We start from the raw sequence: 24,926 nt of genomic DNA, 5'->3' as shown, positions 1-24,926 counted from the left end.
TAATTTTTGGATTCTTGTAGGGATAGATTGCGACCTATTTCTACATTATATGTATTGATAATATGTTGTAATTTATGTTTAGGGTTTCTACAGATGCGTAAGGGATGGAAGCGGCATCCTCTTGGGGCGGGGTTCGACCCAAGAGATATAGTGTACAGCCCGACAGCACCGTAGTTTGCGGAGGTGGTGATACGCCCAAAAGATAGCATTGTTAAATAAAATCCTAAATCGTAATTCGTAAATCTGAAATAAATTATCTTTGCCGTCCCGAACGGTCGGGAGAAAAACGAGAGAGATGAAATTTGATTTATTACAAAAAGATACACAGTCTAAAGCAAGAGCGGGTAGTATTACTACCGATCATGGGGTAATTGAAACCCCTATTTTTATGCCTGTGGGAACTGCAGGAACGGTAAAAGGAGTGCATCAACGCGAATTGGCAGACGATATTAATCCGGATATTATTTTAGGAAATACTTATCATTTATACCTGCGTCCTCAAACCGATATCTTGGAGAAAGCGGGAGGCTTGCACAAATTCATGAATTGGGATCGTAATATTTTGACCGATTCAGGAGGTTATCAGGTGTATTCTTTGTCGGCCAATCGAAAAATTAAGGAAGAAGGAGTGAAGTTCAAGTCGCATATTGATGGTTCATACCACTTTTTTACCCCTGAAAATGTGATGGAAATTCAGCGTACCATTGGAGCTGATATAATTATGGCTTTTGATGAATGTACGCCTTATCCTTGTGATTATCGTTATGCTCAACGTTCGATGCACATGACACACCGTTGGTTGGATCGTTGTATCAAGCATTTGGAAAAAGTGCCTTATAAATATGGATATGAGCAAACATTTTTCCCAATTGTACAAGGGAGTACTTATAAAGATTTGCGTCGCCAATCGGCAGAATACATTGCCAATGCGGGACAACAAGGGAATGCCATTGGCGGACTTTCTGTTGGTGAACCAGCGGAAGAAATGTATGCAATGACCGAAGTAGTTTGCGAAATCTTACCCGAAGACAAGCCGCGTTATTTGATGGGGGTGGGAACACCAATTAATATTTTGGAAAACATTGCTTTAGGAATTGATATGTTTGATTGCGTGATGCCTACACGTAACGCCAGAAACGGAATGTTGTTTACTGCTAATGGGTCTATCAATATTAAAAACAAGAAATGGGAAGCCGATTTTTCACCAATTGATGAAATGGGAATTACCTATGTAGATACTTTTTATACCAAAGCCTACTTGCGTCATTTGTTTGCTTCGAATGAAATGCTTGGGAAGCAAATTGCTACGATACATAATTTAGGATTCTACATGTGGTTGGTTCGTGAGGCAAGAAAACATATCTTAGCGGGCGATTTTAGACCTTGGAAAGAAATGATGGTCAAAAATATGAGCCAAAGATTATAAAAAAATAGGAAGTTAGAAGTTAGAGATTAGAAGTATGTTCAGCCACGACTTTATAACATCTAACTTTTGACTTCAAACCTCAAACTTTAAGAAATGAAATTGACCATAATAGACAAATACATTCTGAAACGCTACTTGGCGACTTTTGCAGTAATGTTATTGTTGTTTATCCCGATTGGAATTGTAATTGATGTTTCGGAGAAGATCAATAAGATGCTAGAGAACAAAATTCCATTTTGGGATATAGCGACCTATTACTACAACTTTACCATTTATTTTGCCAATTCTCTTTTTCCTATTTTTTTGTTTCTGTCAATTATTTGGTTTACGTCCAAATTGGCCAATAATACCGAAATCATTGCTATTTTAGGTTCGGGTATTTCGTTTACGCGATTTTTACGCCCTTATATTATTGGAGCTTCCATTGTGTCTGTTTTGGTGTTGTTGATGGGTTTTTTTCTTGTGCCTTCTGCCAGTGAGGGGTTTAATAATTTTCGATACACCTACCTAAAAGGTGGAGGAAAAGAAGCCATGCGTGGCGATAATACTGATGTGTACCGACAAATTAACGATCACGAATTCATTTACGTGAATAGTTTTAATCCGGAGACGAAAATGGCTTTTAATTTTTCGTTAGAGAAGTTTAAAAAAGAACAATTGGTTTCTAAAATTACGGCAAGTAGAATCAAATGGAATCCCAAGGACAGTACGTATACGCTTTATGATTATACCAAAAGAACTTTGGGATCAATGGGAGATAAAATCGAGAAAGCACCGGAGAAAAAATTCCGCTTTGCTTTTGATTTAGAGGATTTAACTCCTGTTGTATATATTGCGGAAACTTTGAATCTTACCCAACTGAACGCTTTTATTGAAAAGGAACGCAAAAGAGGTTCTTCTAATATTAATACTTATTTGGTGGTGTTGTATAAAAAATACAGCGTACCTGTTTCGGCCTTTATACTTACAGTAATAGCGGTTTCGGTTTCGGCAATGAAACGCAGAGGTGGTATGGGAACCAATTTAGCTATCGGAATCGCCATTGCCTTTGCTTTTGTTTTCTTTGATAAAATCTTTGGCACCATAGCCGAGAAATCTTCTTTTTCACCATTATTAGCCGTTTGGCTGCCCAACATCTTTTTCGGAATATTAGCCATTTATTTATTACGCAATGCCAAACGATAATTTAAAAAGTTACCTGAATCTTCATTTAATAGTTTTTATTTGGGGTTTTACAGCCATTTTAGGCGCCTTAATTACGATAGATGCTGATTTTTTAGTATGGTATCGTATGCTGTTCGCAGCCGTTTTTTTGGGAAGTTTTCTTTTGTTGAAGAAAATTCCATTCGAGATTTCCTTTAGTGCTGTTCTAAAGTTGGTTTTTGTAGGCTTGCTTATTGCGCTGCATTGGATTACTTTTTTTGAATCTATCAAAGAGGCTACCGTTTCTATTACCTTATCTGTTTTTTCTTTAGGTGCTTTTATTGCCTCCATTTTAGAACCAATTTTTTACGGACGAAAAGTATTGTGGTATGAAGTTTTTTTTGGATTGGTAATTATAGCTGGATTGGCCTTAATACTTCAGGTAGAAATCAATTACTTGCATGGTATGCTATTGGCCTTGGCCTCCATTGTTTTAGGTGTGGTATTTACCCTTTTTAACGGAAAACTAATTGAGCATCATGAGCCTTCAGTAATTGCTTTTTATGAGTTTTTGGCAGGCTTTATTTTTATCACCATTTACTTTGTATGTAATGGTTCTTTTTCGGTAGATTTCTTTGTTTTAACTCCAAAAAATTGGGCGTTAATTTTGCTTTTGGCATCTATTTGTACAGCCTATGCGTTTACGGCTTCGGTAAAAGTAATGCGTAGATTATCGCCTTATACTGTGATGCTTACTACGAATTTAGAGCCGGTTTATGGCATCATTTTGGCATACTTTATTATTGGCGGGAAAGAAAAAATGAGTACCGAATTTTATGTAGGTGCACTGATTATTGTGATTACTGTTGTTTTGAATGGAGTAATCAAGCACTATATGGAAAAACACAAAAAGTAGTAGTTAATTTTGATATAATTCCGAGTTAAATAAAAAATAATCTTTCGAAACGATTTTAAATTTTTACATTTGCACATCCAGAATTGCAAAAAAATACAAACGCAAAAATCCTATGGAATATTTAGATTTTGAGCTTCCCATTAAAGAATTAGAGGAGCAATTAGAAAAATGCGTCATTATCGGTAAAGAGTCGGATGTTGATGTTACCCCAACTTGTAAAGAAATTAACAAGAAGTTAGTGGAGACCAAAAAGAACATCTATAAAAACCTTACTGCTTGGCAACGTGTTCAGTTATCCAGACATCCCAACCGTCCTTATACTTTAGATCATGTTAAAGCACTTTGTGGAGATACTTTTTTAGAATTGCACGGTGATCGTGGGTTCAAAGATGACAAAGCAATGATTGGTGGTTTAGGTAAAATTGGAGGACAATCGTTCATGATTGTTGGACAACAAAAAGGATACAATACCAAAACGCGTCAATACCGAAATTTTGGTATGGCCAATCCAGAAGGGTACAGAAAAGCCTTGCGCTTGATGAAAATGGCTGAAAAATTTGGCATTCCCGTGTTAACTCTAGTAGATACTCCTGGAGCTTATCCAGGTTTAGAAGCTGAAGAAAGAGGACAAGGTGAGGCCATTGCAAGAAATATTTTTGAGATGGTACGTTTAAAAGTACCTATCATAACGATAATTGTGGGTGAAGGAGCTTCTGGAGGAGCTTTAGGAATTGGAGTAGGAGATCGCGTGTACATGCTCGAGAATACATGGTATTCTGTGATTTCTCCAGAATCATGTTCTTCTATTTTATGGAAAAGTTGGGAGTATAAAGAGCAAGCGGCAGAAGCCTTAAAATTGACTTCAGCCGACATGAAAAAACAAAAATTAGTCGATGATATCATACCTGAACCATTGGGTGGGGCACATTATGATAGAGAAACGACTTTCAAAACAGTTGAGCATTTTATTTTGAAAGGATTTAATGAGTTGAAAGACTTATCAACAGAAGAATTAATCGCTCAAAGGATGGATAAATACAGTAAAATGGGACATTTTAAAGAATAAAATCCTACAAATTATTTTGAAGTCCGAAGCCGTTTGGTTTCGGACTTTTTTTATGGTTATCAACAAAAAAGCTTTAGTTATGAACATTATTTTGTAATAACTCAATAGCGCAAACCTTCTATTTTTTTTTAAATTCGCTTTATGGAAAATTTTAAATCAATAAGCCCTATCAAAGTGGATCGCTCCACTATTATTAACCTAGAAAAAGGAAAGTTACCTCCGCAAGTCCTAGAATTGGAAGAAGCGGTTTTGGGTGCTATGATGATTGACAAGAAGGGAGTTGATGAGGTAATTGATATTTTGCAACCTGATGCTTTTTACAAAGAAGCTCACAAATATATTTTCGAAGCTATTGTCCAACTCTTTACTGAGTCGCAACCTATCGACTTATTAACAGTTTCAGCACAGCTAAGAAAAAATGGAAAATTAGACCTTTCAGGTGGCGATTTTTACTTGATTCAGTTAACGCAAAAAATATCTTCTTCTGCACACATAGAATTTCACTCAAGAATCATTCTTCAAAAGTACATTCAAAGAAGTTTGATTCGTATTTCTTCTGAAATTATTGAAGAATCGTATGATGAAACGACTGATGTTTTTGATTTGTTAGATAAAGCCGAATCGAAATTATACGAAGTAACTCAAGGAAATGTGAAGCGTAGCTCTGAAACCGCTCAGAGTTTGGTTTTACAAGCTAAAAAAAGAATTGAAGAAATTGCAGGTCAAGAAGGATTAAGTGGTGTGGCCACTGGTTTTGAAAAACTAGACAAAGTGACTTCGGGTTGGCAACCATCCGATTTAATAATTATTGCGGCACGTCCGGGTATGGGTAAAACAGCCTTCGTATTGTCAATGGCAAGAAATATAGCTATCGATTTTCAAAAACCTGTAGCTGTTTTCTCTTTGGAGATGTCTTCTGTACAATTGATTACTCGTTTGATTTCCTCTGAAACGGGTTTGTCTTCAGAAAAATTACGTACAGGAAAATTGGAAAAACACGAATGGGAACAATTGAGTACCAAAGTGAAGAATCTAGAAAAGGCTCCTTTGTATATCGACGATACCCCGTCACTTTCTATTTTTGATTTACGAGCAAAGTGCCGACGTTTGGCATCACAAAACGGTATTAAGTTAGTGATAGTTGACTATTTGCAGTTGATGACTGCTGGTGGAAATGGAAAAGGCGGAGGAAACCGTGAACAAGAGATTTCAACCATCTCTAGAAACTTAAAGGCTTTGGCCAAAGAATTGAATGTTCCTGTAATTGCACTTTCTCAATTATCGCGTGCCGTTGAGACTCGTGGGTCTAGTAAACGTCCTTTGCTCTCGGATCTTCGTGAATCGGGTGCGATTGAGCAAGATGCAGATATTGTTTCGTTTATTTATCGTCCTGAGTATTACAAAATTGAAGAATGGGACGACGAAGAGCAATCTCCAACCGCAGGACAGGCAGAATTCATCATCGCTAAGCACAGGAACGGTGGTTTAGAGAACGTTAGATTAAAATTTGTAGGTAGCTTAGGTAAGTTTGATAATTTAGAGGATTATAGTAGTGGTTATGATGATTTGCCTTCTAGTATGAATCAGGAGGATTTTACTAGAAATTTACCTTCAGCCAACGAAGCTTTCGGAAGTACATTTAATAATGATGCCGATGACGATAGTGATGTGCCCTTTTAGTGGAGTTGTGAATAAGTATTGAATGGAAATATAGAAGGAGAATTCTTCCTTAATTTTTTAGTTTTTGTAATAAAAAAATGACTAGCTTAGCATAAACTATTATTAACCAATAATTTATTAAAGTTATGAGTGAAGAAAAATTACCTAAACAAATTGAAATTACATTACCAACTGCACAAGAATGGGTAAAAAAATACAAAGAGAATGCTGTTGCTGCAGAATCAAGAGCACAAAAAATTGAAGGGTATCTTATTCCTCTGGAATCCCTTCATGGTGTTATGAAACATAAAATAGATGCAGTTAGAGCTTACATCGGAATCAATGATGAAGGAGAGCAAACCTTAATGCTAGTGGGTACTCGTTTAAATGAAAAAACAGGAATATATGAAGATGTGTTCCCAAAAAATGCAACTAATGAAGCGGCTAGAGAAGCGGAGATTGTATATGATGGGGTTCGTACTTGCCCACCATACGGTGATCCCAATAGCCCATTGAATATATAAAAATGAATGATTTTTTAATTTATTTATCATATAGTATTTTAATAATTAATTTGATCGTATATGCCATTAGCTTTTTCAGAGGAGAAAAGGTTAATGGCTTTTTTTTGGTATACCTACTTTTTGCTACAATTATGCAACTTAGTATGGAGTTGCTTTACCTTTTGCATCAAAAGAACTTATTTTTGATGAATTTATTCTTTATTGGCCAGATGTTGATATTGGGGCTTTTTTTTAGTTCATTGATGAATTCTAAGAGTCATAAAACAATGATACATGCTATTATGACTTTAAATGTGATAGCTATTGGGGGACAAAGTTGCTTAGATTATGAACAATTTTTTCAGTATAACTTATTGGTCATAGTAATTACCAATCTAAGTGTCATTGTGTTTGCCGTGCTACATTTGTACAATATGCTAACTATAGAAAAAAAATACTATTTCGTTACCATAGGACTTATTTTATATCTGTTAGCCAGTACTATGGTTTTTGTTGTAGGTAATATCAACGCTAAATTGAATAATGAAGTAAAGTTTTTGCTTTGGATTTTTAATTCTATTTTAGTGATTTTGTATTATTTGTTTATTTTATACGATTGGAAAGTAAGTTTTTTTTCAAAAAAATAAAAAGAACTATCATTTTTTGGTTAATTTTAAGTGTTTTCTATTAAAAAAAGCTATTTTTGAGAATAAAATAGTCCCCAATTTTTTTAATACCACTTTATTGTATGGAAACTACTTCCATTTCAGAAAAAGAAATTGTTCTAGTTATTTTGTACACTTCCTTTTTTTTTATAATTCTGGCAGTAGTACTTATAGTATTTTTCTACTTCTCTAGAAAAAAAATTATCCAAAAAGAAATTGAAAGAAAAGATAGTGAAATTGAGCATCAAAGAGAGTTACTAAAAGCAGTCATTGAAACACAAGAAGCTGAACGCAAAAGAATTGCTCAAGATTTACATGATGATATCAGTTCAAAGTTAAATGTGGTAGCCTTAAATGCACACCTATTGACTACTCCTCATCTTGCTGCAAATGAGTTAGAAGAAGTAAAGTCAAACGTGATTGCATTAACTGGAAAAGCATTAGAGAATTCCAGAAAGATTGCACATGATTTATTGCCGCCTGTATTGGAAAAATTCGGTCTAGATGCTGGCGTTGAGGAATTGTGCATGGAGTTTAGCTCGGCCAAAGGCGTTACGGTTAGTTATAAAAATGAAGTTACATTTGATGAGGCTGACACACGAAGACATTTACATGTGTTTAGAATATTGCAAGAATTGTTAAATAATTCTATCCGACATGGAAAAGCAACCCAAATGACGATAAGTTTTTCCATTAATGGAGAATATACTAAGTGTTTGTATACTGATAACGGAATTGGTTTTGATGAAACCAATTGTGCGCATCAAAAAGGTTTAGGATTAAAAAATATTGAGAGTAGGATTTCTTTTTTGAAGGGAAGTTTGTCCTTCCAATCAGAAGTTAATAAAGGTGTAAATGTTGAATTTATTTTTTAAGGATGGATCAAAAAATTAAAATTGTTTTAGTTGATGATGAAGTGCTGTTTAGAAAGGGATTGGCTTTCATTTTAGAGCGAGAACCTAATCTAACGATTCTTCATGAAGCTTCTAATGGTCAAGAGTTAATTACTTTCCTAAGAAGTACTCAAGAACTCCCGGATATCGTACTTACCGATTTGAAAATGCCAATTATCAATGGAGTAGAGGCTACAAAAATTATTCACAAAGAATTTCCTACTGTAAAGATTATTGCACTTACCAGTTATGATTCTAAGTCATTTATTGCTAATATGATAGATGTAGGCGCAGTTTCTTATTTGTTAAAAAATGCCTCGCCAGCAGAACTAATCAATACCATCAACGAGGTAGCCAGTAAAGGGTTCTATTATTCTGATTATGTATTAAAAGTAATTAAAGAAGTAGTACTTACAGGAAATAAATTGAAAAGTTGTTTAGATAGATCGTTACTTTCCGAGCGAGAAATAGAAGTTTTAAAGCTAATTTGTAAGCAAAAAAATGCAGCCGAAATAGGTGATTATTTGTTTATTAGCCCAAGAACAGTTGAAGGACATAGAACCAATTTGTTGCTTAAAACAAATTCCAGAAACGTTGCAGGATTAGTGGTTTATGCCCTACAAAATGATTTGGTACAATTGGATTGAATGATGGTCATTCATTAATAATTCAATAAAAATTGGAAAGAGAGTGCGTAAAATGCTATTAATAGAATAAGTAGCAAGCAAATGCATACTTTTCTTAAGGTATTTGGATGTTCCACTTTGTTTGGGGTTGTGTTAATATAGTTAACAGAATATTTCATAAGTAGTATAAATTAAACATCAAATGTATTGTAATTCAATAAATTACGAATGCGTATTTTTACGTGTTTTTTAGCTATTTCATCAAGAAATTAAGTTGCCATAGGGAAACAAGAAAGCTACAGTTAGCGCTTGCTGAAAGTATTTTAGTTAAAAATGTTCAGATTTTAGAGGTATCTTTTATCTTTGAGAAACAAATTGCATCCAATGAAATCAACATCACTTTGTTTTTTATTCCTTTTTTTAAGTACGCTTACGGTAAAAGCTGGTTTTATTTTGTTGCCTATGGACGAAACCTCTCAGCAAAACCATCTAAAGGCATATGGAATTACATATTGGTGCTTAGACAAAAATTATAAAGCAAGTTGGTTACTCAATTATAGAGGTGGGTCTTTTTTGTTGCCAGATGCAGCCGAAATTCGCAAAGAATGCCAAATTCGTGGTGTGAGTTTCGAAGTTGTATCGGATAGTGAAGAAGCGGAGTTGCTGAATCTTATAGCAAGTCCTTCACAAAATATGGAATCGGTATTGTTGGAAAAAGCACCTAAGATTGCTGTGTATACTCCCAAAGGGAAACAACCTTGGGACGATGCGGTTACGTTGGTGTTGACCTATGCCGAGATTCCTTTTACTGCGGTGTATGATGAAGAAGTATTATCGGATCAATTAGTACTCTACGATTGGTTACACCTTCATCATGAAGATTTTACGGGGCAATATGGTAAATTTTATAGTGCCTACAAAAACACGCCTTGGTATATTGAACAGAAAAAAGAAGCCGAAGCTTTAGCAAAAAAGCTGGGGTATAATAAGGTATCCGAAGAAAAGGGAGCTGTAGCACAGAAAATTAGTCATTTTGTAATTGGTGGAGGGTTCATGTTTGCCATGTGTTCCGCTACCGATAGTTTTGATATCGCTCTAGCAGCTGAAGGAATTGATATTTGCGAAACCATGTTTGATGGTGATGCGAGTACACCAAATTATCAATCGTTGCTGAATTTTGAACGCTCATTTGCTTTTAAAAACTTTACTTTGGAACGACGCCCCGAACAATATGAATTTTCCAATATTGACATGACGGGTAGAAGAAAAATTCCAATGGAGAAAGATTACTTTACCTTGATGGAATTCTCAGCCAAATGGGACCCAATTCCCAGTATGTTATGCCAAAATCATACTCAATTAATCAAAGGTTTTATGGGGCAAACTACCGCTTTTGACTCGGAATTAATTAAATCCAACATCCTGCTTTTGGGAAGTTGTGAGCTCAATGGAGAGGCGCGCTATATTCATGGGCAAAAAGGTAAAGGCATGTTTACCTTCTATGGTGGACACGATCCCGAAGATTTTCAACACCAAGTAGGGGACCCTGCCACGGTATTGGACCTACATCCGAATTCGCCAGGTTATCGTTTGATCTTAAATAATGTCTTGTTTCCTGCCGCTAAAAAGAAAAAGCTTAAGACATAAATTCTAAAATAGTTTTAATTAAAAAAGCATTACCATTTTTAGTAATGCTTTTTATAGTTTAAGCTGTTGTGATAATTTCACCTAGCTAAGTCATATCAACTAGAACTTAATGCAATTGGTAGAAGTGTTGCGAGTAAGCTTGGTCATTTCATTATTTTGTTTGTGGAGTAGGATAACGTTCCCCTAGAATTTTAATTTTTGTAATGTCTTCTGTGAGTTGGCTTACTTCTTGTGTTGAAAGTACAATAGATGCCGACTGTAAGTTCTCTATCAAATGGGCTTGTTTTGTAGTTCCAGGTATAGGAACAATCCATGGTTTTTGAGCCAATAACCAAGCCAAGGCAACTTGGGCAGCAGTAAAACCTCTTGGATTACCAAATTCAGTGAGTACATCTATAATGCCCCAATTGGCTATAATAGCTTCGGGTTGATAACGCGGTAAGCTCGGACGATTATCATTGGAGGCGATGTATTTGGTTCGTTCATTTAGAGTGCCTGCAAGATAAGCTCTACTCAAGGGGCTGTAGGGCACAAATCCTATGCCCAGTGTTTCGCATAATGGAATCACATCTTCTAAGGGTTCTCTAGTTAGTAAAGAAAATTCACTTTGCAAAGCTGTTATAGGTTGGATGGCGTGTGCTTTTCGGATAGTGTCTACACCAGCTTCACTGAGTCCAAAATGTTTTACTTTGCCTTCTTTGATTAAATCTTTTACAGTCCCAGCAACCTCTTCAATAGGAATTTTTGGATCCACTCGATGTTGGTAAAGCAAATCTATGATATCGGTATTCAATCTTTTTAGCGATTGCTCTACTACATTTCTTATATGTTGTGGGTGGCTATTGAGGCCTCCTGTCATTTTTCCATTTTGAATATCAAAACCAAATTTGGTACACAACGTAATTTTTTTTCTAAAAGGTTTGATCGCTTCACCAACTAAAGGTTCATTCGTATAAGGACCATAGGCTTCGGCTGTATCAAAAAAGGTAATGCCATTTTCATAAGCTTTACGAATCAAAGCAATCATTGGTTCTTTATTGGGAATAAAACTTCTATTAAAACTCATACCCATACAGCCTAAACCTATCGCAGAAACTTCAATTTTATTTTTACCTGAACCCAAGAATCGAGTTGGAGTGGCTTTAGTTACAAAAGTTTCTTTTGGCGTTTCTTTTAATTTATCATTTATCGAAGCCATTCCAAACGCGGTACTCATCACTAATGAACTTCCTGCCAATGTTCCTAGTTTTAGGAAATCTCTTCTGTTTGTGTTTTCCATTATATTACCTTTATTTATAGTTAATGTAAGCATTGATTGTCAACGAGTGTTGCTACAAATTTCAATTAATACATCATAACAAAATGTATACATATTACGGCAATTAGTACCATTTTTACAGATAGCGGTTGAAGAACTAAAGTATTCAAAATCTGAATAGTATATTTGTAATGAAGAGAGCAATAAGAAAGTTTATGGAACAGATCATTCAACTTAAAAAAATAGCACAATACAACGATTTTAAACAAATAGAAACCAAACATCCTTTAATAAGTGTGTTTGATAATTCTGGTACCAAAGTTTGGGGCAATCAAAGTAAATTACATTTCGGATATTATGCAATATTCTTAAAAGCTGGCCATTGCGGAAACTTGAAATATGGTCGTAATGCTTATGATTATGATGAAGGAACACTTGTTTTTGTTGCTCCTGGTCAAGTAATAGAGATTAACAATGAGGAAAATTATAAGCCTTCAGGACTAACGCTGCTTTTCCATCCTGATTTGATTAAAGGAACGTCTTTGGCAAAGCAAATGGATAAGTACACTTTCTTTTCTTATAATTTTCACGAAGCGCTTCATTTGTCTTTGAAAGAACAGCAAATGGTGAAAGATATATTTAGAAAGCTTGAATATGAAATCGAGCAATCCATTGATAAGCATAGCAAAAGTATCATTGCAAGTACTATTGAGTTGTTATTGAATTATTGTGTTCGCTTTTATGACAGACAATTCACAACGCGTGAAAATTTAAATGTAGATGTGTTGTCAAAATTTGAAAATTTATTGAACGATTACTTTAGTTCTGGAAAGGCTCAAAACATTGGACTTCCTTTAGTTGGATATTTTGCAGATTGTTTGCATCTTTCTTCAAACTATTTTGGAGATTTGATTAAGAGAGAAACGGGTAAAACAGCACAAGAACACATACAGTTAAAGCTTATCGATTTAGCCAAAGAGCGAATTTTTGATACTGAAAAATCAGTAGGACAAATTGCCTCCGAATTAGGGTTTAAGTACCCACAGCATTTCAATAGAATGTTCAAAAAATACACTGGATTTACCCCAGTGGCCTATAGGAAAGTGAATTGAGGAAGTTAGTACGACAACCTTGATATTTACTTGTTTTAGTAAATTGGCTACTACTATTTTAATTTAAAGTACCAATTTGAAACCTTAAAATGTAAAAAAAGAGAATATTGTTTTTGTTTTAAGTAAATTTACTTATATTTGAATTAAGTATTTGTACTTATTTTAAATTCTAAAGAGATGAACAAAACAATACAACCTCAGTTGACCTTGGTTGGTGCTGGCCCAGGAGACGAAGAGTTAATCACTTTAAAAGCAATTAAGGCTTTGCAAAAGGCCAACGTTGTATTGTATGATGCCTTAGTCAATGAGCATTTATTGCACTATACTTCAGCCACCGAAGTGATTTATGTTGGTAAACGATTGGGCTGCCACGCTTATACGCAAGATCAAATCAATGAACTAATCGTTGTTATGGCTCATAAACACGGTCATGTTGTTCGTTTGAAAGGTGGTGATCCATTTGTTTTTGGACGAGGAATAGAGGAAATTGACTATGCAGAACAACACGGTATTGCTACAGCTATAGTGCCCGGAATTTCTTCAGCTTTGGGAGTTCCTGCTGCCAATGGAATTAGTTTAACACAGCGTCATATTGCCGAGAGTTTTTGGGTAATTACTGGTACAACATCCAATCACGAGTTGTCCAAAGACATCTATTTAGCTGCACAATCCGCAGCCACAGTGGTTATTTTGATGGGGATGCATAAACTAGCAGAAATCCTGTCCATTTATCAAAGTCACCGAGATGATGATTTACCGATAGCCATTATCCAAAACGGAACCAAAACAGATCAAAAGAAAGTAATGGGTACCCTTTCTTCCATAAGTCAATTAGTAGCACAACACCAACTTTCCTCTCCCGCAATCATCATTATTGGTGAAACCGTTAGACACGCTAGTCTTGACCAACATTATTTGGAGAGTATTGGGGTAAAAGAGATTAGTTCATAGTGCTTAGTGATTAGTCCCCAGTGAGTAGTACTTAGTTTTTAGTCCATATTCGATAGTAATTGGTTGTCAGTACTAAATCTGTGAATTTCATACCATTTGAAGTTTCTATTTTCAAACGCTTTTTACTTTTTATATACTAACTACTCACTAGGAACTAAGGACTAAGGACTACACCTTACTCCAACGCCACCTTAACTTTGTACTGATTGGATTTCAAGATGGATTCAATAGTGCCGAAAGTGGCAATGCTTTTTTGATACTCTCTTTCCTTTTTTAAGGCTATTTGTCGCACCCCATTTTCAAAACGACTCACTTCTTTCAGTGTAGTAAGTATAAGTCCCGGAACGGGTGCGTTTCTTCCCTCTTTATCTTTGGAAACCATTGTAAAATAAGAAGAGTTACAATGTTTTATAACGCCAGTTTGTATGTTTTCGGCTTCGACTCTAATGCCTACAATCATCGAACTATTCCCTACAAAATTAACACTAGCTTTCATAGTAACAAGTTCACCCACTTCAATCGGTTTCAAAAAATTCACCGTGTCTACCGAAGCGGTAACGCAATAATTTCCAGAAAACTTAGAGGCACAAGCAAACGCAATTTGATCCAACAGCGATAGAATATAACCTCCGTGAATTTTACCACTAAAATTGGTATGAGAGGGCAACATCAATTCGGAGATGATTACATAGGACGAGCTTACCGTTTTAAAATTGATTTCCATATAAAAGAGATTGTCTATAATTATAATTTGGGCGTGCCCCGCCAAAAAAAGTCGGGTCGGGCTGTACGTTCCCGCTTCCCGATGAAAAAATCGGGAGAGCTCCACTGCCATCCCTCACGCAAAAAAAGCGGTTTTCGATACATTTTGCTTAGCACTACAGATGCTAATAACTTTTTAGTTTACTGATTCGTTTAAAGTCTTTTTTGGGTGCCTCACAAAGCGAACAGCAATAGGTGTCGGGCAGTTGTTCAAAAAGAGTGTCTTTTGCTATGCCTTGTGAATCATCACCGTAAGTTGCGTTATAAATGGTTAAGCAATTTTGGCATTGATGTAATTCTTGAATGGTTTCCTCTTTTTGGGTCGTTATAGTACTAATTTCCAATACAGAATCTCCTAATTTCTCAAAATACAATTTACTCAATTCAATCAATATGGTTGGTAATTCTAGTTTGTCTACATCTTGTGTATGAACAAGATATTCTTTGGTATTGGGATCAAAATTTTTTGCAAAAAGTACATTATAGGTGGGTCTGATTTTGATAGATTCCAAATCTTTTGGAATATCATTTCTTTCAATTACAATCGAAGTAAAATAATGTCCCTCTCGATTGTAGTCTGAAATCCCAAAGGTAAGTCCATAAGTACTAATGTCAAATTGATCTAAGGTTCTGACCAAAAAGGTTTTTAGTCCTAAAGCCCATTCTTCGGCCACTGGCAAATGCCAATTCAGCTCCAAAAGCGAATGCCTTACATTGATACCTTTCTTTCCTAAAAATTTTTCCCAATCTAGTTTTCGTTCTTTTGGAATTCCTTTGACAATAAAAGATTTCCAAGGCGTGATGCAAATTTTACCAATTTTACAATCAAAACATAAATCGCACATTTCGTTCAAAAATTGCAAATCATAGAGGTTATTGCGCCAATACAAGCCCAGCCAATATTGGTCAATTCCCATTTTGTTCATTCCCTCGTAATAAGGGAAGGGATAAAACGGAATATGTAAGGGTTGATCTATCGTTCTATTATTGGTGTCTAAAGTTTCATTAATTAACTCAAAAATCATTTCGGCCGAATCAGGTTCTTCTACTAAAATGGCTTCTATAGCATAATAAATAGTGGCGATGTTCCAACTGTAAACCAAAACAGGATAGCGATCCATTTTTTCCCATTGTGGCAATCGCAGATACAAAAACCAATAATCTTCGTGTTCAGAGGCAATAAAGTTAACTTGTCCTGTAAAAAGTGGGACCAATTGCTGCTTGGGATCCGTAATATTGATTTTTAGCTTCGGATTTTCTTTGAATTGTTCTAAAACATACAAGAATTTGTTACCCGTAAGCCAAGGGGTGTTTCGAAAAATATCCGTCGAAACATAGGAAGAAACAATGTTATTTCCGCTTTGTTCATTTGGAAAAACAAAATGGTGTTTTCCTGTTTTTTCTTTATCAATAGTGTCGAAACCTGCTGGAAAAATAATATCCTGTCGGGATCCAAACGAAATAGCTTTTTGTCCTTGAGAAAGTCCCATCGAAACTACCTCTTTCAATTCGCCTGGTGAGATTACGCCTCCTTTGACTATCAATCGTGTTAAATCCATATTTTGTATCTTTTTTTAGTGCTTAGTCTAACAGTATAAATGCTACAACTAAAACTATTTGTATTTTGAAATGAGTTCTTTTACTTCGGTTTTACAGCTGCCACAGCCCAAACCTGCTCCCGTTGTTTTACAGAGCTCTGTGAAATTTGTTACGCCACTTTTTATAGTTTCTTCTATATTTCCGCTGCCTACTTGACTACAAGAACATACCAATTTTCCTAAAACTGGTTTGGTATTGGAGCTGCCTCTCAATAAAGTGTTTCTTTTGTCCGAAAGCTCGATTTTGCTTTCTATCATGGTCTTGAACTCGGCAAATTCGTTCTTGTCTCCCATCAGAATGGCGCCAATAAGCAAATCGTTTTTGACAATGCATTTTTTATAGTACCTTTTCCCTAAATCCGAAAATACGATTTCCTCATACGAATCATCGTTTTCTGGTACTTCGATTTCTCCAATACTGCATAAGTTGATGTCTTCTAGTTTTAAAATATTCATTAGTACCGAACCTTTGTAGTGGCTACTTATATCACCTGCCATATAATTGGCTAAAATATCGGCTTGTTCCTCAGCTGCTGAAGTGATACCAAAGAGTTTGTTCTCAAATTCAGCGATTTCTCCAATGGCAAAAATACTAGGATTCGAGGATTGTAAATGTTGATTGACTTTTACGCCTCTGGCACAAACAATTCCAGCTTCTTTGGCTATTTCGATGTTTGGAATGGTACCAATCGTGTAAACGATAGCATTGGCCGTGAGGGTTCGTCCACTTTTTAGAGCGATTTCTAGTTTGTTGGGGCGTTTGGTGTTAAATACCGTACTGACCTCATTGTCAAAGTAAATTTGGATGTCTCTAAGTTGTACTTCTTCGGCCAATAATTTACTCGAAATTCGATCCAATTGACGTTCCATCAAGCGTGATGCTCGCTGAATAATGGTGATTTTTACTTTTTTATGTTTTAGAGCTGCGGCCAACTCCAAGCCTAATAATCCGCCACCAACAATTACTACGTGCTGTTCTTCGGGAGGTAGCCCAGTTTGATCTAGATAAGCTCTAAGTCTATCGGCGTCTGCTTTTTTTCTCATCGTAAAACGGCCGGGTAAGTGCAATTGTGCATTTTCGGGAATAAAAGGGCGGCTGCCTGTGGCTAAAATCAAAGTATCATAGGTATGAGAAATACCATTAGTATCAAGTATAGATTTAGTTGTGGGGTTGATAGCGGAAACAGCAACATTGGATTGTAGGGTAATGTTCAATTTAGCCAAAGCTTCGGCTTTTATTTTTTGAAGTTGTTCCCATGAAAGTTCAGCAGTCACGTATTCAGGTAGTAAGACTCTATTGTAGAAAGGGTTTTCTTCATTCGAAAAGACAATGATTTCATCTTCGGTATTGAGTTCTCTGTAGTTTTGAATGAATCGAAAAGCGGCAGCCCCAGCACCAATTACGACAATTTTTTCTATTGGTTTTACATACTTTGTAATGGCTACTGTAGTGTATTTAAAGTCGGGTTCTTTCGAAACAGGATCTACTAAAATATTCGTGAGATTGTTGGTACGATTTAAATCGTTATCCAATTGTTTCCCCCAATGCATGGGTAGAAATACAACAGACTCTCGAATGGTATTGGACACCTTTACTTTAACCCGTACTGTACCGTTTTTGCTGGAAACTACCACAATATCTCCTGATTGTATACCTGCTTTATAGGCATCGATAGCGTTCATATCCAATACTGGACTTGGAATGTGTGTCATTAATCGGGACACTTTTCCTGTTTTGGTCATCGTATGCCATTGGTCTCTAATTCTCCCCGTGGTAAGAATAAAAGGGAATTCAGAACTTGGAGCCTCCGAGGTATTTTCGATGGCAGTTGGAATATTGAATATAGCTTTTTGTGAAGGGGTATAGAATTTTTTATCCGTAAACAATCGAGGTGTGCCAGGATGCCCATAATCAGGTACGGGCCATTGAAAAGTACCTTCGTTTTGTAATCTATTATAATTTAAAAACGAAATGTCGATACTGGTATTTTTGGTCAGCGAAGTATATTCACGATACACTTCTTCTGTTGAGGCATAGTCAAAACCACTAAAATTCATTTTTTTCGCGAAGCGAGTGATGATTTCTACATCAGATAAAGCTTCTCCGGGAGGATTGATCCCTTTGGCTAAATAGGAAATACGTCGTTCTGAGTTGGTCATCGTTCCTTCTTTTTCTAACCATCCAGCTGCAGGTAATAGCAAATCGGCGTATTTAACCGTATCCGAACGATGCGAGATTTCTTGAACCACTACAAATTTGGCGTTTTCCAATGCTTTTTCTACCGCTCTAGAATTGGGCAGGCTTACTAAAGGATTGGTACAGATAATCCAAATGGCTTTCATTTTTCCAGAATTCAATGCTTCAATCATCTCAGTTGCGGTTAGACCCGGTTGTTCAGAAATATCAGAAACACCCCAAAAATCGGCGACTTCTTTACGATGTGTGGGGTTACTTAATTCTTTGTGAGCAGCTAGTAGATTGGCCATTCCGCCTACTTCTCGTCCTCCCATAGCATTGGGTTGACCAGTTAGTGAGAATGGTCCCGAACCTGGTTTCCCGACGTGCCCTGTGAGTAGAGAAAGATTTAATAGGGCAGTGTTTTTATCAACACCAATAGCGCTTTGGTTTAATCCCATAGCCCAAAGTGATAGAAAACCTTTGGCTTTACCTATCCAATCTGCCGCAAGTTTGATATCATTAACTGAGATACCACATAATTTTGAGGCTTTTTCTAACGAACTCGCCCCAACTAAAGCTTTATAGGCTTGGTAGTTTTCGGTGTGATTTTTTATAAAATCCTGATCGGTATAGCCCTTCTCGATGATTCTTTTCGCAAGAGCGTGGTATAGAACAATGTCAGTGCCTGGAATGATTTGTAAGTGTAAATCTGCATTTAAAGCCGAATCTGTTTTGCGAGGATCAACGACAATAATCTTTACTTTAGGATTATTGGCTTTGTGTTGCTCAATGCGTCTAAATAAAATAGGATGACACCATGCGGGATTGGCTCCTGTGATTAAGAATGTATCGGCAAGTTCAATATCTTCATATGCTATAGGAACCGAATCTTCTCCAAAGGTTTTTTTGTAGCCCGCAACGGCCGAGCTCATACACAATCTTGAGTTGGTATCTATATTATTGGTTTTCAAAAAACCTTTTACGAGTTTGTTTACCAAATAATATTCTTCTGTCAAACATTGCCCAGAAATGTAAAAACCCACGCTATCAGGGCCGTGTTTTTTTATGATAGTCGAAAAAACTGCCGCTGCTCGCTCTAAAGCTTGCTCCCAATTGACACGCTCTAAAGGTTGATTTCTACTCCAACGCATTTCTGGATAGAGAATGCGATCCGAAAGGTCATTGGCTACATAATGAAGATTCATTCCCTTAGAGCAAAGCATTCCTTTGTTTACGGGATGATCAGGGTCTCCTTTTACCATTACTCCATTTTTAGGATCGTTTGTAACGAGGATACCACAACCCACGCCGCAGTAAGAACAGGTAGTTTTGATTTCAGAATTTTGCATTATTACACTTCTTTATTTACACTTTTCTTTATAATGATTATCAAAAATTGGATTTCAATAATTCAGTTGTAAAAATAAGTATTTTTACGTAAAAATACGTATATGATTTAATTTTTTTCTTAAGTTTGAAGAGAAATAAGAGATAGTAGAAAAGCAGTACTCTTTTTTTAGAATACCATAATTTAGGTTCGCTTACTACAAAATAATATAGGGAATTGATAGTAAACAGTGCATGATTTCTTTATCAAAAAAAGTGTATCAGCACAAAATTGAATCGATTATGAACTCGACATTCGTTTGAAGTTTGACAAAGCAATCCCTAAGAATGATAGGTGGCTCGAGCGGATCGAATAGGCGAAGCAAACCCTAAATGACCATTACAAATAAAATATAGAAATATGAAAGAAGCTTTAGCCCATTGTGATCGTTGTTTCAATGAAAACTGCTTTATCAAAAAGCATCTTCATTTAGAGCAAATGAAACGTTTTATAGAAAAGAAAAACAGTTTTATGTGCAAAAAATCGCATCAGTTTATTATTGAGGGAGCACCCATGCAGGGGCTTTATTTTATTAAAAAAGGAAAAGTAAAAACGGTAAAAACGGGGATTAATGGAAGAGAACAGATCGTTCGTTTAACCAAAGATGGAGATACTTTGGGCTTTCGAGGGTTCGGAACTAGCAAACGCTATTTGATAGGGGCTTATGCCTTGGTAGATACCGTTTTGTGTAATTTTAGCAATGAAGTGATGCTTGAAATTTTGCATACCGTGCCCGAATTTACTTTTGATTTGATGTTGTTTTATGCCGAAGAATTGAACAAAAGCGAGAATAATATTCGAAAGATTGCTCATATGAATGTGCGCGAACGAGTGATTGATACCTTATTATATATTCATAGAAAATTTGGTCAAACCGATGGCACAATAGATTTAGAATTATCCCGAAAAGAAATTGCCGATTTTGCAGGTACTACCGAGGAACAAGTAACCCGAATGATTTCAAGTCTAAAAAAAGACCAATTGATTGAGACTTCAGGTAAGAGAATCGGACTGCTCAATATTGCTAAACTTAAAGCCGAAATCATGGATCATAAATACATTTAAATTCAGATTGCTATTTGTTTGGTTTGAAATGATTATTGTTATGAAAGTCTCTTTATGAGGCTTTTTTTTATGGATGGTATTTTTTGAATGTTGATTTTGAAAGTAATAAGGGTAATTATCTACGTAGTTGTATTTATGATTAGGTCTTGTATTTATTGATGTGAAATGATTTTAGCTGCGAAAACGCATAAATAAATCCGCTTTTATAAAGAAAAAAAAGGAAGTAAAAAGAGTTTTTTGCATGTAAAAATACAATACGTAAGTATAAGTACGTATGTATATTTGTAATGTACTAATCAAAACAAAAAACTATGCTAACCATTACCAACCCTTCATCAAGAAAAGAAGTAGTAAAAACATCAAGAAAAAAATGTAAGATAGCTTTGCTTGCAGGAGTTGCTGCTTTTTTTTCTATTACATCAACACAAGCACAATTAACTGCAACCGGGCAAATTAGAGAACGAACAGAAATTAGAGGTGGTTTTGGAACCTTACAAAAAGAAGGAGAAAGAGCCGCTCTTTTCAACAGCCAGCGCGCCAGATTGAATTTAGGTTATTCTGGATACCGATTCAAAGTTTTTACAGCAATACAAGATGTGCGCGTTTGGGGTCAAGATGCCTCCTCTATCAATAGAACCACAACCGAGGCAAATAATGGCGTTTTATTGCATGAAGCTTGGGGAGAAATAAGTTTGATCGACACCTTAAGCACTATTCAAAATTTCTCTGTAAAAATTGGACGCCAACAAATTTCATACGATGATCAAAAAGTATTGGGAGGTTTAGACTGGTTGCAACAAGGTCGCCGCCACGATGCTATTATATTCAAATACGCCAACAAAGGGTGGACAGCCGATGCCGGTGTGGCTTTTAATCAAAACAAAGAACTAAACTCAGGAACGATTTACAACGGAACCAATCCCGCCTATGGAGCTGGGACTAACGGAATTGGGACCATGTACAAATCCTTTCAATATTTGTATGTAGACAAAAAGTTTTCTTTTGGAGATATTTCCTTTTTGTTCTTCAAAGACGACTTTAATAAGTATACCAACGTGACTACAGGTACTCCAGCCGTGGTTACAAAAGTGAATACAGAAGGCGTGTGGAGCCGCAACACAACTGGCTTTTTCTTCAATACTTTTTTAACTCGAAAATTGAATTTCACCGGAAGTGTCTACCACCAAGGAGGTAAAGACAAAGACGGTCGTTCGATAAATGCTAATCTTGCCTCAGTAACGGCTACTTATCAATTTGGACGCAAATGGTATATAGGGCCTGGTATCGATTATTTGTCTGGAGATGATGGAACCAAAGCAGTTACCGCAACAAGCAAAAACAATCGTTTTGATCCTTTGTACGGCACACCACATAAATTCTGGGGGTATATGGATTACTTTTATGTAGCAAGCGGTTTCGGTAAACAAGGATTACTTAACTATTTCCTTAAAGCGAAATACAATGCTAAAGATAATTTGAGTTTCACTTTTGATTTGCATGGATTTGAATCAGCCAATACCTTGGCAGGGAATCTCAATAAGTATTTGGGAACCGAGTTAGACATTACTGTGAAATATGGCTTAACCAAAATGATTAATATAGAAGCCGGTTATTCCTATATGCAAGCAACTAATACGATGGCTTCTGCCGCAGTAAAAAATGTTGCCAATGCTGATTTAACGCCTCACTTTGGCTATATCATGCTCAATATTACTCCTAATTTTTTAGCTAAAAAATGATTCAACGGTAGTTGTTAGGTGTGTTGAATAGTAGTGCTATTTACAACCATAAACAACAAACTATAAACAACAAACCTTAAAATAAAGCATATGAAAACATTAATAAACAAAGCCATACAATCTGTTTTTGTGATTGTAGCTGTCGCATTTTTTCAACCCATTGCGGCACAAAATGACCCTGTACGATTAGGATTTATTCCCTTAACTGATTGTTCCCCAATCGTAATGGCCAAAGAATTAGGACTTTTTAAAAAGTATGGGGTTGAGGTAGTAGTGACCAAAGAATCTTCTTGGGCCAATGTTCGAGATAAGATTTTAACCGGCGAACTTGATGGCGCTCATTGTTTGTATTCCATGCCTTTCTCAGTTTATACTGGAGTAGGAGGAAAAGCAGGTTCAGAAATGATGATTGCTATGATGCTAAACGTGAACGGTCAAGCCATTACTTTATCCAATGATTTTTGTGGTAAAGTTGGTTTCAAACAAATGAATAAAGTTACACCAGTAGTTGCGGCCAAATTGAAAGCCGAGAAAGAAGTCACTTTTGCTATGACTTTTCCAGGAGGAACGCACGATTTATGGTTGCGCAACTGGATGTCTGTAGCAGGATTGAATCAAAAAGCAGTCAAAATCATCACAATCCCACCACCACAAATGGTTGCCAATATGAAAGTAGGTAATATGGATGGGTATTGTGTTGGCGAGCCTTGGGGTGGAGTAGCCGTGAAACAAGGTATAGGTTTTACTCAAGTGGCGTCTCAAGACATTTGGAAAGACCATCCTGAGAAAGCTTTGGTGGTTAACAAAGAATTTAGTGCCAAACGCAGAACCGATTTAGTAAAAGTGATGAAAGCGGTTATGGAAGCTTGTAAGTGGCTTGACGTACCATCCAACAGAAAAAAAGCGGCTGCCATTATTGGCAAAGCGCCTTATGTTAATGCTCCAGCCGATGTTATCGAATCGAGATTAATGGGAGATTACAATTTAGGATGCAACCAAGGTGTTGAAATCTATGACAATGACTATATGTTGTTTCATAAAGGCGGAATGGTAAACTATCCTAGAAAGTCACATGCAATTTGGGCTATGGCACAGTATGTTCGTTTTGGCTATTTAAAAGAAGCGCCCAATTATGCTGCTATTGCCGATAAATTGATTTTGGATGATTTATACAAAGAAGTGGCCAAAAGTATGAATGTAAAAGTGCCTAATGACGATATGAAACCTTTTGCCTTAACAATGGATAAAACCGTATTTGATCCTTCCAATCCAGCGGCTTACCTAAAAGTGGTTAAAAAGTAATGATAAACATATAAGTCATATATGAAATCAAAATAGTGCTACAATGAACGGCTTATATGACTTATATGTTTCAAACAATAAAAAAAAATAGAAATTTAATTAGCATACCATGTCAGATAAAAACACCCTTACCATCGATGCTTTGAGTGCAGAAAGTATTCAAGAGCAAGCCATTGCTATAAGCAGCAATCAAGGAAAAGCAAACTTAAAATTGTTAGTTACCAACCTGCTTCAAAAATCAAAATCAGTGCTACTTGCCTTAGTTGGATTGTTTTTGTTTGCCGGATTTTGGAGTCTTATGAGTTATTTTACTGAGCAAGCTTTGCCTGGTCCAGTAGCGACACTTACGGTGCTCAAAGAAATGTTGAGCGATCCTTTCTATGATTATGGTCCTAATGACAAAGGCATCGGGTTGCAGTTGTTTACCTCCATCAAAACGGTACTTTCTGGGTTTTTAATTGGGTCATTATTTGCCATCCCCATTGGAATATTGATGGGAGCCAGCACGATTTGCAAACAAATCTTTTATCCTATTGTGCAATTGTTAAAACCCGTATCGCCTTTAGCTTGGTTTCCAATAGGTTTGGTGGTTTTTAAAGACACTGGAATGGCTACTATTTTTATCGTTTTCATTACCTCATTGTGGTCAACACTTATCAATACTTCGTTTGGAGTTGGGTCCATTCCACAAGATCATAAAAACGTGGCTAAGGCCTTTGGTTTTTCCAAAATGCGTTACCTCACAAAAATCCTAATTCCGTATAGCTTACCTCATATCATAACCGGATTGCGACTCAGTATCAGTGTGGCTTGGCTGGTAATAGTAGCAGGCGAAATGCTGTCTGGTGGTGCTGGAATTGGGTTCTTTGTTTGGGATAGTTGGAACGCCCTAAGTCTCGAAAAAGTAATTTCGGCCATCATCATCATAGGACTTGTAGGCTTGTTCTTCGACAGAATCTTTACTTACATCGAACATAAAGTAGCCTACAAAGGGTAAAAAAATGTTTAAAGTTTAAAGTTTAAGGTTGT

Annotated in this window: 20 protein-coding genes; 16 read left to right on the top strand and 4 right to left on the bottom strand. The window is 36.2% G+C overall.

What is annotated here, in order from left to right:
- Positions 1-295 precede the first annotated feature (295 nt).
- From tgt to ACZ1AQ_RS12985, 10 genes are all read left to right on the top strand, one after another.
- Positions 296-1,426 (top strand): tRNA guanosine(34) transglycosylase Tgt, encoded by a 1,131-nt coding sequence (gene tgt, locus ACZ1AQ_RS13030; RefSeq protein ID WP_489633314.1) that lies wholly within the window; start codon positions 296-298, stop codon positions 1,424-1,426.
- A 93-nt stretch (positions 1,427-1,519) separates the two neighbouring features.
- Positions 1,520-2,611: an LptF/LptG family permease gene (locus tag ACZ1AQ_RS13025; RefSeq protein WP_489633313.1), complete on the top strand. Its 1,092-nt coding sequence runs from the start codon at positions 1,520-1,522 to the stop codon at positions 2,609-2,611.
- Positions 2,598-3,485 carry a DMT family transporter gene (locus tag ACZ1AQ_RS13020; protein WP_489633312.1) on the top strand — a complete coding sequence of 296 codons (888 nt, stop codon included), beginning with the start codon at positions 2,598-2,600 and terminating at the stop codon, positions 3,483-3,485. Before ACZ1AQ_RS13025 ends, ACZ1AQ_RS13020 begins: the two co-directional genes overlap by 14 nt.
- Before the next feature lie 112 nt (positions 3,486-3,597).
- Positions 3,598-4,551, top strand: a complete 954-nt coding sequence (locus ACZ1AQ_RS13015; protein ID WP_489633311.1) for an acetyl-CoA carboxylase carboxyltransferase subunit alpha — start codon at positions 3,598-3,600, stop codon at positions 4,549-4,551.
- A 141-nt stretch (positions 4,552-4,692) separates the two neighbouring features.
- Positions 4,693-6,231 carry a replicative DNA helicase gene (gene dnaB / locus ACZ1AQ_RS13010; RefSeq protein ID WP_489633310.1) on the top strand — a complete coding sequence of 513 codons (1,539 nt, stop codon included), beginning with the start codon at positions 4,693-4,695 and terminating at the stop codon, positions 6,229-6,231.
- Positions 6,232-6,356: 125 nt separating this feature from the next.
- On the top strand, positions 6,357-6,734 hold the full coding sequence (locus ACZ1AQ_RS13005) for a hypothetical protein (protein WP_489633309.1): 378 nt from the start codon (positions 6,357-6,359) through the stop codon (positions 6,732-6,734).
- Positions 6,735-6,736: 2 nt separating this feature from the next.
- Positions 6,737-7,360 (top strand): hypothetical protein, encoded by a 624-nt coding sequence (locus ACZ1AQ_RS13000; protein ID WP_489633308.1) that lies wholly within the window; start codon positions 6,737-6,739, stop codon positions 7,358-7,360.
- Between the two features lie 101 nt (positions 7,361-7,461).
- Positions 7,462-8,253 carry a sensor histidine kinase gene (locus ACZ1AQ_RS12995; protein WP_489633307.1) on the top strand — a complete coding sequence of 264 codons (792 nt, stop codon included), beginning with the start codon at positions 7,462-7,464 and terminating at the stop codon, positions 8,251-8,253.
- Between the two features lie 2 nt (positions 8,254-8,255).
- Positions 8,256-8,918 (top strand): response regulator, encoded by a 663-nt coding sequence (locus ACZ1AQ_RS12990; protein WP_489633306.1) that lies wholly within the window; start codon positions 8,256-8,258, stop codon positions 8,916-8,918.
- 363 nt (positions 8,919-9,281) lie between these two features.
- A complete protein-coding gene (locus tag ACZ1AQ_RS12985) occupies positions 9,282-10,544 on the top strand; it encodes an asparagine synthetase B (protein ID WP_489633305.1) in 1,263 nt (420 codons plus the stop codon).
- 151 nt (positions 10,545-10,695) lie between these two features.
- Here ACZ1AQ_RS12985 and ACZ1AQ_RS12980 read toward each other — a convergent pair whose 3' ends face one another.
- Entirely contained in the window at positions 10,696-11,823 is a 1,128-nt protein-coding gene (locus tag ACZ1AQ_RS12980; RefSeq protein ID WP_489633304.1) for an aldo/keto reductase, read from the bottom strand.
- Positions 11,824-12,017: 194 nt separating this feature from the next.
- Between ACZ1AQ_RS12980 and ACZ1AQ_RS12975 the strand changes: the two genes are divergently transcribed.
- Together ACZ1AQ_RS12975 and cobA are read left to right on the top strand one after the other, a co-directional pair.
- On the top strand, positions 12,018-12,914 hold the full coding sequence (locus ACZ1AQ_RS12975; RefSeq protein ID WP_489633303.1) for a helix-turn-helix domain-containing protein: 897 nt from the start codon (positions 12,018-12,020) through the stop codon (positions 12,912-12,914).
- A 177-nt stretch (positions 12,915-13,091) separates the two neighbouring features.
- Positions 13,092-13,865 carry a uroporphyrinogen-III C-methyltransferase gene (cobA, locus tag ACZ1AQ_RS12970; RefSeq protein ID WP_489633302.1) on the top strand — a complete coding sequence of 258 codons (774 nt, stop codon included), beginning with the start codon at positions 13,092-13,094 and terminating at the stop codon, positions 13,863-13,865.
- A gap of 175 nt (positions 13,866-14,040) precedes the next feature.
- Here cobA and ACZ1AQ_RS12965 read toward each other — a convergent pair whose 3' ends face one another.
- The 3 genes from ACZ1AQ_RS12965 to ACZ1AQ_RS12955 form a co-directional block, all read right to left on the bottom strand.
- Positions 14,041-14,589, bottom strand: a complete 549-nt coding sequence (locus tag ACZ1AQ_RS12965; protein WP_489633301.1) for an acyl-CoA thioesterase — start codon at positions 14,587-14,589, stop codon at positions 14,041-14,043.
- 163 nt (positions 14,590-14,752) lie between these two features.
- The gene (locus ACZ1AQ_RS12960) at positions 14,753-16,186 is read right to left on the bottom strand and encodes a rubredoxin (RefSeq protein WP_489633300.1); all 1,434 of its coding nucleotides are present in this window, start codon (positions 16,184-16,186) and stop codon (positions 14,753-14,755) included.
- 54 nt (positions 16,187-16,240) lie between these two features.
- Positions 16,241-19,753, bottom strand: a complete 3,513-nt coding sequence (locus tag ACZ1AQ_RS12955) for a molybdopterin-dependent oxidoreductase (RefSeq protein WP_489633299.1) — start codon at positions 19,751-19,753, stop codon at positions 16,241-16,243.
- 398 nt (positions 19,754-20,151) lie between these two features.
- Between ACZ1AQ_RS12955 and ACZ1AQ_RS12950 the strand changes: the two genes are divergently transcribed.
- The 4 genes from ACZ1AQ_RS12950 to ntrB all read left to right on the top strand — a co-directional run bounded on the left by ACZ1AQ_RS12950 (position 20,152) and on the right by ntrB (position 24,894).
- The gene (locus ACZ1AQ_RS12950) at positions 20,152-20,856 is read left to right on the top strand and encodes a Crp/Fnr family transcriptional regulator (protein ID WP_489633298.1); all 705 of its coding nucleotides are present in this window, start codon (positions 20,152-20,154) and stop codon (positions 20,854-20,856) included.
- A gap of 311 nt (positions 20,857-21,167) precedes the next feature.
- Positions 21,168-22,595, top strand: a complete 1,428-nt coding sequence (locus ACZ1AQ_RS12945; protein WP_489633297.1) for an alginate export family protein — start codon at positions 21,168-21,170, stop codon at positions 22,593-22,595.
- 90 nt (positions 22,596-22,685) lie between these two features.
- Entirely contained in the window at positions 22,686-23,897 is a 1,212-nt protein-coding gene (locus tag ACZ1AQ_RS12940; protein WP_489633296.1) for a CmpA/NrtA family ABC transporter substrate-binding protein, read from the top strand.
- A gap of 109 nt (positions 23,898-24,006) precedes the next feature.
- Positions 24,007-24,894, top strand: a complete 888-nt coding sequence (gene ntrB, locus ACZ1AQ_RS12935; protein ID WP_489633295.1) for a nitrate ABC transporter permease — start codon at positions 24,007-24,009, stop codon at positions 24,892-24,894.
- The last annotated feature ends 32 nt before the right edge of the window (positions 24,895-24,926 follow it).

The sequence above is a fragment of the Flavobacterium sp. UM26 genome, assembly GCF_057922445.1.
Note: the sequence above shows the minus strand (reverse complement) of the source record. Positions and strands in the feature narration are given on the sequence as shown.